21 protein-coding genes, 2 tRNA genes and 1 pseudogene are annotated in these 14,045 nt (G+C 62.3%); 8 read left to right on the top strand and 16 right to left on the bottom strand.

The features are described from left to right. From DVK01_RS17785 to DVK01_RS17760, 6 genes and pseudogenes are all read left to right on the top strand, one after another. Positions 1–2,306 (top strand): annotated as a pseudogene (locus tag DVK01_RS17785) (hypothetical protein); the annotation flags it as partial. Further along, entirely contained in the window at positions 2,306–2,608 is a 303-nt protein-coding gene (locus DVK01_RS17780) for a hypothetical protein (protein ID WP_121537810.1), read from the top strand. The pseudogene DVK01_RS17785 and the gene DVK01_RS17780, both read left to right, overlap by 1 nt. After that, entirely contained in the window at positions 2,608–2,913 is a 306-nt protein-coding gene (locus DVK01_RS17775) for a hypothetical protein (protein ID WP_121537808.1), read from the top strand. Before DVK01_RS17780 ends, DVK01_RS17775 begins: the two co-directional genes overlap by 1 nt. After that, on the top strand, positions 2,913–3,236 hold the full coding sequence (locus tag DVK01_RS17770; protein WP_121537806.1) for a transcriptional regulator: 324 nt from the start codon (positions 2,913–2,915) through the stop codon (positions 3,234–3,236). The genes DVK01_RS17775 and DVK01_RS17770 overlap by 1 nt, the downstream gene beginning before the upstream one ends. A gap of 2 nt (positions 3,237–3,238) precedes the next feature. Next, on the top strand, positions 3,239–3,439 hold the full coding sequence (locus DVK01_RS17765) for a hypothetical protein (protein ID WP_233560827.1): 201 nt from the start codon (positions 3,239–3,241) through the stop codon (positions 3,437–3,439). A gap of 6 nt (positions 3,440–3,445) precedes the next feature. After that, a complete protein-coding gene (locus tag DVK01_RS17760; protein WP_121537802.1) occupies positions 3,446–3,979 on the top strand; it encodes a hypothetical protein in 534 nt (177 codons plus the stop codon). Here the strand turns inward: DVK01_RS17760 and DVK01_RS22335 are convergent. The 14 genes from DVK01_RS22335 to DVK01_RS17705 form a co-directional block, all read right to left on the bottom strand. Continuing rightward, positions 3,976–4,113 carry a hypothetical protein gene (locus DVK01_RS22335; RefSeq protein WP_199722362.1) on the bottom strand — a complete coding sequence of 46 codons (138 nt, stop codon included), beginning with the start codon at positions 4,111–4,113 and terminating at the stop codon, positions 3,976–3,978. The two genes, DVK01_RS17760 and DVK01_RS22335, sit on opposite strands and share 4 nt — an antisense overlap. A 38-nt stretch (positions 4,114–4,151) precedes the next feature. Further along, a complete protein-coding gene (locus DVK01_RS17755; RefSeq protein WP_121537800.1) occupies positions 4,152–4,376 on the bottom strand; it encodes a hypothetical protein in 225 nt (74 codons plus the stop codon). Between the two features lie 335 nt (positions 4,377–4,711). Beyond that, entirely contained in the window at positions 4,712–6,346 is a 1,635-nt protein-coding gene (locus DVK01_RS17750) for a helix-turn-helix domain-containing protein (RefSeq protein ID WP_121537798.1), read from the bottom strand. Continuing rightward, positions 6,343–6,873, bottom strand: a complete 531-nt coding sequence (locus tag DVK01_RS17745; RefSeq protein ID WP_121537796.1) for a hypothetical protein — start codon at positions 6,871–6,873, stop codon at positions 6,343–6,345. The genes DVK01_RS17750 and DVK01_RS17745 overlap by 4 nt, the downstream gene beginning before the upstream one ends. Then, positions 6,873–7,391 (bottom strand): hypothetical protein, encoded by a 519-nt coding sequence (locus DVK01_RS17740; protein ID WP_121537794.1) that lies wholly within the window; start codon positions 7,389–7,391, stop codon positions 6,873–6,875. The genes DVK01_RS17745 and DVK01_RS17740 overlap by 1 nt, the downstream gene beginning before the upstream one ends. Next, entirely contained in the window at positions 7,391–7,513 is a 123-nt protein-coding gene (locus DVK01_RS22885; protein ID WP_255410232.1) for a hypothetical protein, read from the bottom strand. Before DVK01_RS22885 ends, DVK01_RS17740 begins: the two co-directional genes overlap by 1 nt. After that, positions 7,506–7,706 carry a hypothetical protein gene (locus DVK01_RS17735; RefSeq protein WP_121537792.1) on the bottom strand — a complete coding sequence of 67 codons (201 nt, stop codon included), beginning with the start codon at positions 7,704–7,706 and terminating at the stop codon, positions 7,506–7,508. Before DVK01_RS17735 ends, DVK01_RS22885 begins: the two co-directional genes overlap by 8 nt. Next, on the bottom strand, positions 7,703–8,617 hold the full coding sequence (locus DVK01_RS17730) for a DUF6884 domain-containing protein (protein ID WP_121537790.1): 915 nt from the start codon (positions 8,615–8,617) through the stop codon (positions 7,703–7,705). The genes DVK01_RS17735 and DVK01_RS17730 overlap by 4 nt, the downstream gene beginning before the upstream one ends. Beyond that, positions 8,618–8,953 (bottom strand): hypothetical protein, encoded by a 336-nt coding sequence (locus tag DVK01_RS17725; RefSeq protein WP_121537788.1) that lies wholly within the window; start codon positions 8,951–8,953, stop codon positions 8,618–8,620. Next, the gene (locus DVK01_RS17720) at positions 8,950–9,390 is read right to left on the bottom strand and encodes an HNH endonuclease (RefSeq protein ID WP_121537786.1); all 441 of its coding nucleotides are present in this window, start codon (positions 9,388–9,390) and stop codon (positions 8,950–8,952) included. Before DVK01_RS17720 ends, DVK01_RS17725 begins: the two co-directional genes overlap by 4 nt. Continuing rightward, positions 9,390–9,512, bottom strand: coding sequence for a hypothetical protein (locus DVK01_RS22880; protein WP_255410231.1), 123 nt, complete (start codon positions 9,510–9,512; stop codon positions 9,390–9,392). The genes DVK01_RS17720 and DVK01_RS22880 overlap by 1 nt, the downstream gene beginning before the upstream one ends. A gap of 77 nt (positions 9,513–9,589) precedes the next feature. After that, a tRNA-Trp gene (locus DVK01_RS17715) sits at positions 9,590–9,770 on the bottom strand. Positions 9,771–9,824: 54 nt separating this feature from the next. Beyond that, entirely contained in the window at positions 9,825–10,052 is a 228-nt protein-coding gene (locus DVK01_RS17710) for a DUF5795 family protein (protein ID WP_101349970.1), read from the bottom strand. Between the two features lie 41 nt (positions 10,053–10,093). Continuing rightward, complete coding sequence (locus tag DVK01_RS17705) at positions 10,094–10,981, bottom strand: DUF5794 domain-containing protein (RefSeq protein WP_101349969.1); 888 nt, start codon at positions 10,979–10,981, stop codon at positions 10,094–10,096. A gap of 411 nt (positions 10,982–11,392) precedes the next feature. On the opposite strand from DVK01_RS17705, the gene guaB reads away from it, so the two are divergent. Further along, on the top strand, positions 11,393–12,877 hold the full coding sequence (gene guaB / locus DVK01_RS17700; RefSeq protein ID WP_101349968.1) for an IMP dehydrogenase: 1,485 nt from the start codon (positions 11,393–11,395) through the stop codon (positions 12,875–12,877). A 185-nt stretch (positions 12,878–13,062) separates the two neighbouring features. Here guaB and DVK01_RS17695 read toward each other — a convergent pair whose 3' ends face one another. Continuing rightward, complete coding sequence (locus tag DVK01_RS17695) at positions 13,063–13,287, bottom strand: hypothetical protein (RefSeq protein WP_101349967.1); 225 nt, start codon at positions 13,285–13,287, stop codon at positions 13,063–13,065. Between the two features lie 87 nt (positions 13,288–13,374). Between DVK01_RS17695 and DVK01_RS17690 the strand changes: the two genes are divergently transcribed. After that, the gene (locus DVK01_RS17690) at positions 13,375–13,815 is read left to right on the top strand and encodes a GNAT family N-acetyltransferase (RefSeq protein ID WP_101349966.1); all 441 of its coding nucleotides are present in this window, start codon (positions 13,375–13,377) and stop codon (positions 13,813–13,815) included. 124 nt (positions 13,816–13,939) lie between these two features. On the opposite strand, the gene DVK01_RS17685 is transcribed toward DVK01_RS17690, so the two are convergent. After that, a tRNA-Lys gene (locus DVK01_RS17685) sits at positions 13,940–14,013 on the bottom strand. Positions 14,014–14,045 lie beyond the last annotated feature (32 nt).

Genomic DNA, 14,045 nt, shown 5'->3' with positions numbered 1-14,045 from the left:
ACAGTATATCCGTGAGCGGTGCTGGGGCAGTCGACTACTCGCTTGATTATACAGCCCGTACCGGAACCGAAAACCCGAGCATCGACATCAACGGCGACGGCTCCACCGATGCAAGCTACTCTGGCATTCTTCAACCAGGACAGACAGCGACGGTCAGCGCATCGAACGTCCCAACCGGCTCACACACTGCAACCATCTCACTTGACGGTGGTAAAGTCGATACAGACCTCTCGTTCACCGAGCGCACGGCGACAAAGAACCCGTCGATAGATATCAACGACGACGGGACGGCCGATGCCTCCTATGACGGCGTTCTGATGGCTGGCGAGACGGTCACGCGGTCACTGCCAGATATCCAGTCCGGGTCACAAACGGCACAGGTGGCGACCGGCCACAAGGTCGGCGTCGAAGCCGGCTCGACGATCACCACGACGACCGAGGACCCAACGCTGGATATCGACGGCGACGGGATGGCCGAAGCGGAATACCTGGGGAAGCTCAATGAGGGCGAATCCCAGACCGTCCAGATTGACCAGTTCGACTCGTCGGTCAGCAATGCCACAGTCGGCACGCAATCGGGCGCTGTCGACGTTGATATCGGCTACACGGAACGCACGGTCACCGAGGACGCTGGTGTCATTATCAACGGCCAGCCGGTGCGGATGTCCGGCACACTCAGCCAAGACGACACGACGACGCTCACGGCGAATAAGAGCTGGCTGCAGTCCGGCCAGAACAACGTCACCGTCGTCGCTGGCGACGGCGACACCGGCACTGATGCCCCAGCGCCGACCGTCGACGTTGACTACCAGCACGAGCTGACGACCCGGCGGGCGGTCACCTTCCAAGACGAGGCATTCAGCGAGCGCTACAACATCTCGCGAACGTACCTCTCCAGCCGCGAGAGTGCCACGCTGACGATACCGCACGCACAGAACATCATCTCCCTGCGGTCGCTCGAAGTGCGGGTCGGCCAGTCCGGGAGCTGGACCCAGATACCGGCGTCGGCCCGCACTATGCAGGGCACGGAACTGCAGATCGACATTGCCGAACTGACCGGCGGCACCGTCCCGAAAGGAACGACCGTCGAAGTGCGCTCGGTCGGCTCGAAGGTCGACGTTCATAACGGCGCGGTGACTGTCCTCGATGCCACGCCCGTCGGGACCGATCTCAATTCGCGGGTCCGACTGGACAGCTGGGCCAGCGATTCCTACATCAGCGTCGGGAACACGTCACAGCCCCAGCAGCTTCACTACGGCGTCAACGAGAGTTACTCGGCAGAGGGCGACTACGCCGAACTCTCGACACGCCACGCCCAGCAGGTTCACTTCCCGGAAGCCACTGCAGGCAGCGAGGTCGGTGTCCGAACCGCACCCGTCCAACTCTCGCCGGTCAATGGCACTATCCGGGCGAGCGTGCCAGAACAACAGACGAACGCCACCAGCCCGGCGTTTACCGTCGCTCCAGGACAGCGCTCGGGTGAGTCGTTCACCGTCGAGTATCTGGGCGCGACCGAAGGCTCGTGGTACGGCGTCTATGAGGTTGACACGACCAAGCGATTCGACCGCGTGCAAGGCCGTGAGCCGATGACGGTGCCAAAAGACAACATCGATTCGGTGATTCGAGTCAAGACAGCGCCCGCACCGACGGCCAACCCGGACGGGGCGTCGACAATCTTCGGCGCGGCCGACCAGGGCAACCTCGTCGGGCTGGTCGCACTGTTCGGCTCGATTGCGATGCTGTTCGTGATCGGCCGGCGGCCCGAGCGCTCCCGTAACGTGGTTGACTCGCTTGCGTCCGGCGCTGGGTCGGCGGCCGGACAGCTGCCCCGCGTCGGCGGGCTCGTCGAGGACGGTGTCGCCAGCGGCATCGAAGCGCTCGGCGATGCGATTGTCACGCTGGGAGAGAACACCATATTAACGAGCGCCGTCGGCGCGGCGGCACTGGTGGCAGCCATTCAGTCGGGCTACATCGATATCGGGCCGGAACTGGGCGCGATGCTGGCCGTCGCCGGTCTCGCTATCGGATCGCTCGTATTCCTGCAGCGGATCGGCGAGTTCACGACGGCGCGATGGGTCGTTATTGTCGGTGTCCTCGGCGTTTTGGCGCTGCAATGGCTTGGTGAGGGCGACCTGCTGACGGCACTGGTGAACTCCGATGCGTTCGTGATCGTGCTGGTCATCGCCGGCTACGCCGTGGTTCAGCTCGTGCGGGAGTACCGCGCGAACAACTCGCCGGACGACGACCAACCGCAGGTGAACATCATCGCTCGTCGCAGTGGCGGCAACGGAGGGAGTGACGACTGATGTTCGCCGACGCCTCGGCCGTGCAAGTGCTGGACGCCAACGAGCGAAGCGATTACCGAACCGGCGAAGACCTCGAACGACTGGCCGGCGAGGATACGGTGGTGGTCTTGAACGACGACGCCCCGAGTCGGCTGGACCAGTGGCTACCGTGGCGAGACACGCGGCCGATGGCTGAGTGGGCACCAGTCGTCGTGATGCGTTCCGACCGTGCGCCCGATCCCGGCGAGCGGGTCGACTGGGAGCTGTGTCAGACACCAGTCGAGGGCGTGTTCGTCCGGGAGTTCCGTGGGGGTAACGACTGATGTTCGACTGGTTCGGTGCGCTGGTTGCACAGTTCGGGAAAGAGGTCGCGCTGGTCACTGCTGTCGTGTACGGCGGCTACAAGTTCCGGCGTATCAAGAGTATCATCGGCGGGCTGGTGGCGGCCGTCGGCACAGTCGCGACGTTCGGCGCGCTCACCGTCGGGGCGCTCGTGCTGGGGATGGCGACGGGCTGGATTAGCGTCGACGTGGGCCAGATGATCGGTGATATCGTCTCTGGGGCTGGCACCGCGTGGGACGTGGCTGGGAAAGGGGCCGTCGACTGGCTCACAACGGAGGTGCTGTAATGGCGGACCTCGATGGCGTCGAGGACGACCCGGACTGGGCGGCCTTCGAGAACCTCTCGCCGGTCGCACAGACCTGTCTGTTGCTGGTCGAAGCCCACGACGGCGATGGGTGGCGCGGACTCATCACGCAGAAAGCACAGGAGGGACTCGACACCAGCGAGCGTCATGTGCGGCGCACGCTTGCAGACTTGGAGTCGGCGGGGCTGGTCGAAGCGTCTGGACCGAACAAGCGACGAGAAACGTACTCGGTGACCGAGGACGGCCACGAGGTGCTGGCCGGGATGCGGGACAGTCTTGACCGGGCGCTGGGGGGAGACTCGTGATTGTGCCCGAGGGCTCGTGGGTCGAAGAGGCGCGCGGCCACCCACGGAAGCTCGGTGCGCTGGTCGTCGGGCTGGGGCTCGTGGGGATCGGCGGCCCGATGCTGTGGTGGCTGGGGCTCGCGCTGTCGAGTCTTGCTGTCGGGCAGTTAGTAGCCTACTGGGGCGACGAAACTAACCCGGCCGTCGACCGGAGGGCAATCTGAAATAGTATGATACAAGCATTCACAACACTGTTTTCGACTGTTGCACAGCAGACTGCTGAACTGACCGGTTTTGAGTCAGGACTGGCGACTATAGCAGCTATCACCGCGGTAGGGTTAGTCGGCTTGCTGGTGTTGATCCAGACCTTCACCAGTCGAAATATCTGGAACTATCTTTCGCGGGTTAATGGAATCGGTGTCGTCGCCATCGGCACGTCGCTATCGGTGCTGTACGCGGTCGACACACAGAACACCGAGTTGCTACGGGTGTATGGGACACCGATTGCCGGCCTCCTGATCCTCGTAATCGGTATCATGTCCGAGCGAGTGTCAGGGCCTGCGGGGCTGTTAGAGTGGCTGACACTGGATGATGCACTGCGGTCAATCATCGTTGCAGCCTCTGGTACAACGCTGATCGGCGTATTCACCCCTGAATCCGTGGCGGTGTCTGATTACCTAGCCGGGTTTCCGGCAGCAGGTCTGCTGATTCTTGGAGTGATTGTAATAGTCCCGGCAAAGAAACTGAAAGAACCAGACGATTAGCGCTCGATTAATTCACCAGTCTTGATCAGTGCTAGCGGGTCGTACCCGTCCCGATAGACCGTATAGAGATAGTACGCAAATGTGAGGAAGACAAGCCCCGACACGATAACAAACCCCTGCATTCCGGAGTTCATATCTGATATTACGAACATTCTGAAAATATATGTTTGGGTCACTCAGCGGCTTCGGGATGGTCGACGAGTGAACTGTAGACGGCAGGTTCTCTGCCTTTCCCGCCCTGTTTGGATAACACGCCCGACTCGTGCATCGTTTCGAGGCAGTCCCTCGCTGTGCGCTCGCTGACGCCGATTGCGTGGGCGAATGCTTCAGGCCGAATCTCGTCGGTTTTCTTGAGTGCGGTGTTCCATATCTTATCTCGGCTTGTCCACTTGGTCATACAGAAGATATCTTCAACACGGGATTGTAAAGCTTTGCTATAATCTGGCGATTGGGGGTTTGTAGATAGCTAAGACAAGCGATAGAATATATCTTCTACACAACCGATGGCGGAGCGGTGCGGTGTGTATTTTTGCGCCCCGCAGGGGCGTGGCCTTAGCCACACCCGCTAAGGGGGTTTGCCCGCCGGGCGGGAACGCGGCCAGCGCCGAACTGCTGACGGACGCAACACCAGACCAGAAGCGACTCGATGCGAGACCGTGGCCCGTGGTCAAACGCGGGACCACTTATAAAGGAACGGGCCGCAGAACAGTGATGCCTCTCAGCTGTCGGGCGTTACCGGAGGGTCCGAACCGGGCGCTCAGACCGCGAACCGTCGATGCTGACATCGACAGTTGCGTCCAGCAGTGTCTCTGGGTCGCGACCGTCCTTCCGCCATGCACGCATCATTTCGGTGATGACCTTACCGACGAGCGGCTTATCCGTTGACCGCAGCTCGGACAGCACCGTGTCGATGCGGACGACGGGTCGCTGTCCGTCGTGATCGGGGGCATCGAACTCAGCTCCGTACTTAGCGAGCCAGCGGTCGAACGCGCTCGACACCGACTGTCGCACATCCATATCGACGATGCGCGCCGCCCGGTCGGCAGCAGAGTCTATCGCGTGCTCGACGGACTCAACGAGCCCACGAACCTCCTGCCGGAGCTTCTCGGAGACGAATCGAACGTGACCATTGTCACTGGTGACGACTCCCTCTAACCGCTGCAGCATTCGATAGACAGTCGAGAGAGATGTGTCCGTGGCGTCGGCAAGGTCCTCCGCGGGCATCCCACCGTCGGTGGCAAGCGTCTCAGTCAGGTTCTTATCTGACGGCGTCATGTCGCGCAGGACAGACATCAGGATATGTTCTTGCTGTGCCTCCAGGCGTGGCAGCGGGTCCTCGTGGATCGGAACCGGAGAGTCTGCGGGGGCTGCCTCGAAGTGATCGTCGGCGACGAACGTGGTTCCGCCAGCCTCGGTCGGCACGTCTGCCCACGACAGCAGCGACAGCAGACGTTCATCGAGTTCCTGAACCACGTCGTGGCGGTCGGCCCACGAGACCGAGCCCGTCGACGTGCGCCCCGAGCCGAACTTCACACCAAGCTTCGGGTGGTATAGCGGATCGTCGGGTGTGAAGTTCTCTGGATTCTCTGGCAGGTAGCTCTTGATTTGCCCGCCAAGACGGTGGTTCGGAACCAGTTCGCGGGCGCTGACAGACCCGTGCTTGAGTCTGTGGAGATGGCCGCGCTCTTCCTCGTTGTCCCACTTCAACTCGCCGACAGTGCCATCCGCATCGGACAGCAGCATCGTCAGCCGGTCGAAAACACCGCCGGTCCCGATGAGTTTCTCGTTCATTGAGCGGGTGAGTCGAATGTACCGCTCAACAGCGTTGACGTGACCGTCAAAGGGCGCGTCGAAGTATCCGTGGTAAAGACCAATGCCAGCGTCGTTGGCCAGCTCGAATATCGCCCGCGCCAACAGGCTCGGGAGTTCGTCGAGGTCGATGTTCGATGGCTGGGCGTGCACACTCACTCCGGAGTCAGCAGAACTGTGGTGGAACGGGAACGTCAGCGCTTCGCCGTCCGGTTTCCGCATCTCCGGGAAGCGGGGCGAGACGTTGAAATTGCACTTACGTTCACCTTCACCGTCGACGTGGATGTCGAACTCGTACAGCGTGTCTCTGTCGACGGGATCAGTCAGCCGTGGCGCGATGCCCGAACCCGAGTAGTTCAGTCGGAGGTCGCACACTTCGCCGTCGATGACGACCTCGGAGACCTCGGTGTAGCCGTCGCACTCGTTGATAAGCAAGTCGGCGAGTGCCCAGTATGGGTCGAGACCGTCGTAATCGTCGGCTTTGCTGTTCCCGTCGGTGACCGGGCCATAGTACAGCCACGCATCGGCCTCGTGGATGTGTGGCTCGACGTGCGTCACTGCGGTTCACCCCCGTCGGTCGCGAACGCTCCAAGCGTCGACGCTTCCGTTTCCGGACTCGTCTCGCTCGTATCGACGCCGTCAGCCTGGTAGCTCTCGACGAGGCGCTGGGCGGCAGCTTCGTCACGCTCCCGGAGATCCTCGGGCGTGACCTCCGACTCCCCGTCGCAACAGTCACAAGGGCGACGTGGGCCACACGGCAGCCGGTCTGGTCTCTCGCCGTGGAGTTCAAGCCACTTCTCGCGCTGTTCCAGACGCTGCATGATCTTCGCCCGCGGTTTTTCGAGCGGGTTTCGCGCTTTCTCGGCAACACGGTCACTCGCGAGTTTTCGCTCAGTACCTCGCCAAGCACGAATCCGCTCGATACTGTCGATGCCGTCGATGAGCGAGAAGACCAGTTTGCGGCGATCCGGGTGCGACAGCAGGTCCTGATCCAGCCAGCGGGCAGGGTCCTCGCCGATATCCTCGACAAGCCTGGGACAGCGCAGCCGCTCGCGGCGGTCTCCTGCCTGGTTCTCCGACGGCATTACGCACCGTCACCTCCGAGTACCCTTGCTAACACGTGAGGCCAGCCGAGCTTCGCGAGTGTTCCCTCGCGACGGTCAGTATCGCGCCATCGACCGCGGAGATGCTCATCGAGTAGTGTCGCAGGGATAATCGCGATAGCGAGGAGTCGTCGCTCGTCGTCGGGCGTCGTCTCGTAGACTGTCAGGGCGTATATAGCGGCGCTGTCCAATAGCGTAGCATGCTGGCCTGCATCGCGACCTTTCAGGACCCACCGTCCTCGAACGTCACCGGAACCGTTGCTCGTCCAACGCTTCGCGGCCTTGATTTCGACAAGCGTTCCAGCTTCAACGAGCGGTGTACCGGCGAAGACGACAGGGACACGGGCATCCAGTGAGGAGGGTTCCAGCAGCCCAGCGGTAACGGCGTCGTGATGCGCATCGTCATTATCAGCTGCATCAAGGACACCGAGGGCGTTGACGACCAGTGTCTCGATGTCCGTCCCGATCGCCTTCGGCTGGGCGAACGCGTCGGTGCTCATCAGGCGACCCTCCAGAACCGCGAGAAGTGCTCGCGACGAGTCCAGGGCTTGACGCTCACGCCGCCGCTGCTGTATGCCCAGACGGTTGCGCCCAGCAGGTGCTCGCGGGTGATGCTACGCACCGTCATCACCTCCTGTGAGGTCCGCGTCAGCACGGAACAGTCGCGACGAATCCTTCCCCGTTGAGCAGCGCGGGCAGAGTTCGTCGGTGACGGGCTCGCCCTCGTCGTCGGGCTGGTTGGGACGGAGGTAGCGGTAGCGCTTGTCCGTCGGCGTCTCCTCACCACACCCGTCGCAGTCGAACGTGGCGCTCACCGCGACCCCTCCTGGTCGGTGGCCGTGCGTAGTGATCCCCCACCGTCGGTAGCAACGTAGTGCTGGATGTCCGCCTGCCCGGGTGGATGGTAGCTGTCGATTTCCTCGCGGAGCCAGCTCTGTTGATCGCCGATCCCTTCAATATCATCCCCACGGAACGGAAATGCAACGTGTCGGTGACGATCAAGTTCGTCCTCGATGTGCTGGTGGCCGACGTAGTCCTCTCCAGCGAGCACGACGTAGCGAGTGTACGGTATCTTCATCGAGGTCCAGACAGAGAGCGATTGAGCGGTCTCGACAGCCCACACGCCGGCCTCGTAGTCGCCGATATAGCTGTCTGACCGAGGGTTCAGCGAGGCGTCGTAGCTCTCGATTTCCGTCTCGGGATCGAGGAGACCGTGCTTCGCCGAAAGGATTTTCCACTCATCACAGCATTCCTCGGCGTACTCACGCTTCAGCGAAAAGTACGGTGAGGTGTAGAGGTCCTTTGCTGGGACAGTCTCGCCCTCGTCGAGATCCTGCTTTGCAGAGCCACACGCGACGAACGCGACTCGCGGCGTATCGACGCACTCGTGGCAGTACTGGCCGTCCTCGCGAGCGAACGCGCTGTCGATACCTCCACCCGGTGGAAGCCGGCTATCACAGTCGAGACAGCGGTCAGTACCATCCATAGGCTGCCCACCGTCGGTCATCGGCTCGCCGCCGTCGGGGCGGGCACGGCTCTTTCGGTTCGCTTTCGCGCGAACGCGGTTGGCCTGTCGGGGCTGAGATTCACAGAACCACCGCCAAATGTACGTCCAGCGCCGTTCGCAGGGTCCGCACATCTCGCGGGCCTCACCATCGGGCCACCGCATTCGACAGGTCCGACCGACGGCGCCGCAGGAGTCACACTCGTCGTCGTGGGTGACCATCTACGCATCACCTCCCTGCTTGTCCCACTCGAACTCGTGATCAAGCGAGGTAGAGGGATCGGCGAGCTGGGCGGCAAGGGTCTCTTCGGGATAGTCGTGGTCGCCGAACTCACTCGTATCGGCGTCGTCGCCGGTATCGATGCTCCGGTGAAGCTTCGACCCGTTTTTCGGGGTGACCAGAAACGTCTCGATATCCTTCTCGTCGACGGTTCTCTCGCCGTCGGGGAAGCACTGACTACAGAAGTCGAAGTCGGCGACGCGCGTCGAGTCTACGGCGGCCCGCTGCCAGCGCCCGTTCGCCAGGCACGGCGTTTCCAGCGTGGGTTCGGGCGTCACGCGGACTCACCTCGATTTCGCTTTTCGTTCTCAGCCCGCTCTAAGCCGTGTATTTGACTGTGCTCTGCATGGGACACCGGCTCCAAATTCTCGGGTCTGTTGTCCCATGGGATTGAGTTCTTGTGGTGGACATCCTTACCAACAACCTGGTCGAATCCATACTCAGCAACAGCTACAAGACGATGGACACGAACTGACTCTCGCTCACCACGGTAGCGATGCAGCCACCGCTCGTAGCTCGTTGTGTGAGTTCTGAACGGAACCGCGTCGTGCCTGATAGAATGTGCCTGATGCTGGTCGCGAGATTCGATCCCGTGTTTTTTGAGCCATCGGCAGACGGTCCGGGCGCTACATCCGAGCCGCTCACCGATTTCTTCCATCGAAAGCTTCTGGTCGATGTAGAGGGACTGAAGAACCCTCTTTTCGCGCCAGCGCATTAGGGACGACACCTCCGGCCGTCGTCGGTGGCTGGACAGCGCTGGTCGTCGTCCTCGATAACCTCGCCGCAGAATTCGCAGATGAGGGGAAGCCCCTCAGTGGAGCGGCGGTCGAGGCTCATGCGGACCACCTCGTGCTAACCGCTCTGGAGTGGTGAAGCGAAAGCGGCGAAATAAACCGCTTTACTTTTATACGGAGTGGGGTCGGAGGGATTTGAACCCCCGATCGGCTGATATCTCCGTCCTGCGCCTCGGAACTCCAGAGGGTCATCGTCGCGAACCGGTGATCAGCCGGCCGCTCAGTATATCAGCCCTCGAAGTGTCGTCCCAGGCGCGTGGCCTCTGGAGTCAGCCGCCTTCCCGGACTAGGCCACGACCCCGCACTCCGGCGTAAGCCGACTCGCATTAAAGGGATTTCGATTGGCAGACGGCGATCAGTCGCGGTCGGTGTCGGCCCAGTCGCACTCCTGGCACTTGTATCCAGTAACAAATTCCAGTGCAGAGGGCATGTAACCTACAGAGATGACGTTTTCACCACATTCCGGACAGTCGGAATCGGCGTCTTCGATCGGTTCTGCGTCCATGACGTCCTCGCCTTCGATGAGTTCGGCTAGGCTCTCAGGGGTCTGCATCCGTCCCTGGACCACGCGATTGTCGCTCATACCGGACAGCCGGGCCTGATGGGCCTAAAAGTTCTCCCTCGTCATAGCCACGGGGCGCGTTCTTGCTCGGGTTCGTACTCGACCGCAGCTCCTTCGTCGGTCTGTTCGTCGGCGGCGACGCCCTGTGACGCGCCGCCGTCGGCGAAGGCAGCGGTGAGGTCCACGGCGTCAGGTCGGTATTCCGTGTGGCGCGTGCGGGCGTTTTCCGGGTCGAACGACAGCAGCGCCGTGACGGCGAGCACAGCCAGTGCCACTGGCGCGTCGGTCGGCATCACGCCGAGAACAGAAAGGGCGAGGACGCCGAGCGCGACAGCGCTACCGAAGCGGAACCGGTCGATGTCGACGGCGTTGCGGAGCCACGGACTCGCCAGCGCGACAGCCAAGGCGAAGCCGATACCGACGCCGGTGGTAGCGGCGGCGCGGAGCAAGACGCCGGGTTCGATGGCGGTGACCAGCTTTGCGCCCGCGGGGTCGAGGCTGGCTAGCAGGCCGAGCATGACGATAACGGCCGGCCGCGGGAGGTACTCGCCGATGCGGGCGCTTGCGGTCTGTGCGGCGATTGCGAGGATGACGAGGCCGGCGAAGCGTTCGAGGGTCGCCAGTTTGACGATCCCGGCGATCGTCGGCGCAAGGGCTGCTTCAACGAGCGCAATCGGCATCAACACAGCGCCGATGATGAGGACCGAGCGCGCCTGCTGTCGGGGGCCGCCTTCGAGTTCGGCTAACACGACGGCAACAGTGGCCGATCCGCCGAAGACGAGCAAGCCCACTTCAAGGACGCCCATCCAGGTCGAAAGTGCCCCTGCAAGGACGAGTACCGGGAAAATGCCGTCGACGAGGGGGAGACCCATGACAGTCGCCAGTAGCCGACCACCGCGGCCGACCTGCTGCTCGATGTCGAGAGCAATCGGGTGTCTGGAGATACTCATGTCGTGTTACGGTCGAGCGTAACCCAACTCTCGTCGGGAAGTTCTCACTCGGTCCTGACGAACACGACAGGCTTGCCAGAACTTGTTACCGAACCACGTGAACGTTGTGTTGCCCGACGCTGTGGACGTCATCTGACGGGCAGTACCGTTCCGTGCGGGTTCGGTGAGTCGCATGTTTTTAATTATCCTTCATTCGCACATAATCGTTGCGTGAGAACTGCGCACATGCGCCACCGTTTTTCCGGAATACCCCGTCGTTTGTGGACGGATGTCTCACCTTCAACAGCAGGGTGTGACAAATGAGTGGTCAGGAGCGGATTTCTGGAATGCTGCCGAGGACAGGTGTGGCATCGAACCCCACGTAGCGCCGAGTCTCGCAACGCTTTTGCCGGGCCGTCGTGGACGATTTACATGGCGAACGATTCCGAGCCTTTCTCAGAGAAGCTCCGAGTACCGGAGGCGCTGACGTTCGACGACGTACTCCTCAGACCCAAGGAGTCTCGCGTCGAACCAGACGAGGCAGACACGACGACGCGGGTCTCGAAGTCGGTCGAACTGACCGTCCCTGTCCTCTCCGCGGCGATGGACACCGTCACCGAGAGTGACATGGCGATCGCGATGGCGCGGCAGGGCGGTATCGGTGTCCTCCACCGCAACATGAACGCCGACCAGATGGCGACCGAAATCGAGCGGGTCAAACGCGCCGACGAACTCATTATCCGCGACGTCGTGACAGCCAGCCCGAACCAGACCGTGCGCGAGGTCGACGAGATGATGGAACGGGAGGGCGTTTCTGGCGCGCCGGTCGTCGACGACGACAGCGGCGAAGTGCTTGGCATAATCTCCGGGACTGACATCCGCCCGTACCTCGAAGTCGGGGAGGACGACGCCGTCACGGACGCGATGACCGACGAAGTCGTCACCGCCCCCGAAGACGTGACGCCCCGCGAAGCGCTGGAGCTGATGTACGACCACAAGATCGAGCGCGTCCCCATCGTCGACGGCGAGAACCGACTCGTCGGGCTGGTCACGATGCAGGGCATCCTCCAGCGTCGCGAGTACGACCAGGCCGCCCGCGATCACGACGGCTCGCTCCGCTGTGGCGCGGCTGTCGGCCCCTTCGAGATGGACCGCGCGCAGGTCGCGGACGAGGCTGGCGCCGATATCCTGTTCATCGACTGTGCGCACGCCCACAACGCGAACGTCATCGAGAGCGCCCGCGAGATTAAGGCCGAAGTCGACGCCGACGTGGTCGTCGGCAATATCGGGACCCGGGAGGCCGCCGAGGCCGTCGTCGACTTCGCCGACGGCGTCAAGGTGGGAATCGGTCCCGGTTCTATCTGTACGACTCGCGTGGTCACGGGTTCGGGAATGCCTCAGATCACTGCCGTCGCGCAGGTCGCCGACGTGGCGAGCCAGCACGACGTGCCGGTCATCGCCGACGGCGGCATCCGCTACTCCGGGGACGCCATCAAGGCCATCGCCGCCGGCGCGGACGCGGTCATGCTCGGCTCGTACTTCGCCGGCACCGACGAGGCCCCGGGCCGCGTCATCACGATGAACGGCAAGAAGTACAAGCAGTACCGCGGGATGGGCAGCGTCGGCGCGATGAACGAAGGCGGCGGCGACCGCTATCTCAAGGACGACGAGGAGGGCGAAGAGTTCGTCCCCGAGGGTGTCGAGGCCGCGACGCCGTACAAGGGCTCGCTGGCCTCCGAACTCCACCAGCTCGTCGGCGGGATGCAGTCCGGGATGGGCTATGTCGGGGCCGAGACGATTCCCGAGTTCAAGCAACGTGCCGAGTTCGTGCGGGTCTCTGCCGCGGGACAGCAGGAGAGTCACCCACACGACGTGATGATTACGGACGAAGCACCCAACTACAGCCCCGACAGCTAAGGAAAAGCCCGCAGTCGACTACGACGCGGTTTCGCAGACCGGACTACACGCTTCTTTCTGTGCCGCATTCGCGTCGGGGTACGCTTTGAACGACTCACCACAACTCGAACACTCGAACGTATCGAAGTCGGACATAGCGACCCGCTGTACTCGCGCCGCGGAAAAAATTATTTCGGGATTGGCGGTCAGTCGTAGTAGTCTTCGTCCAGCGGCAGCTCCGTCCCGGACGACGTGACTTTGTCGACGGTCGTCTCCAGACGGAGTGTCTCGCTGCACTCGGGGCAGATGACCGCCACGTCGACCTGTAGAGCGTCATCGGCGTCGTAGATTCCCAGGACCTCCGCGTCAGAGGCGTACAGATACTCCGCCGACAGTTCGTGCTCGTGGTCACGAGCGTAGTCGTACGTCATGCATGCCCGCTACACCCGGGTCTGTGTTGATGGTTTCGGCGGTTCTCAGTAACAGCACATACAGGGGACCCGCTCGAACCTGCGGCCATGAGTGACTTAGAAGTCGAGGTCGGCACCTGGGAGACATTCGCAGATGCAGCAACTGCCGTTCGAAAGGCGGTGTTCGTCGAGGAACAGGGTGTTTCTGAGGCGGAAGAACTCGACGGGAACGACTCGGACGCCGTTCAGTTTCTGGCCTGTGACGGCGAGTATCCAGTCGGCACTGCCCGGCTCCGGTTTCCTGAACCCACGGTCGGCAAGGTCGAGCGGGTCGCGGTCCGCGAGCCCTATCGGGACGATGGCGTCGGGACAGCACTGATGCGAGCCGTCGAAGACGCCGCGCGTGACGACGGCGCAACAGTGCTCAAGCTTCACGCACAGACTCGTGTCGAGCCGTTTTATGCACAACTCGGCTACGAGACAGTTAGTGACGAATTCGAGGAAGCAGGCATTCCACACGTCAAGATGCGAAAGCGGCTGAATGGCTGACGTGCCCGTCTGACAGGCCGGAAGGGATTTGAACCACCTGCACGTCGCTCATTGACACTCGCTCGTGCCGTCATTCAAATCCCTCCGTGGACGCTTCGCTCGTCGGGTCTATTCCTCGCAGAAGCGGGCCGGAAGGGATTTGAACCCTCGACCGACGGCTTAAGAGGCCGTCGCTCTGCCAGACTGAGCTACCGGCCCAGTGCACTCATTGCTCTGGACGGCCTGGTAAA

This window comes from Haloarcula sp. Atlit-120R (genome assembly GCF_003665885.1).
GTDB classification, from domain to species: Archaea; Halobacteriota; Halobacteria; order Halobacteriales; family Haloarculaceae; genus Haloarcula; species Haloarcula taiwanensis.
Note: the sequence above shows the minus strand (reverse complement) of the source record. Positions and strands in the feature narration are given on the sequence as shown.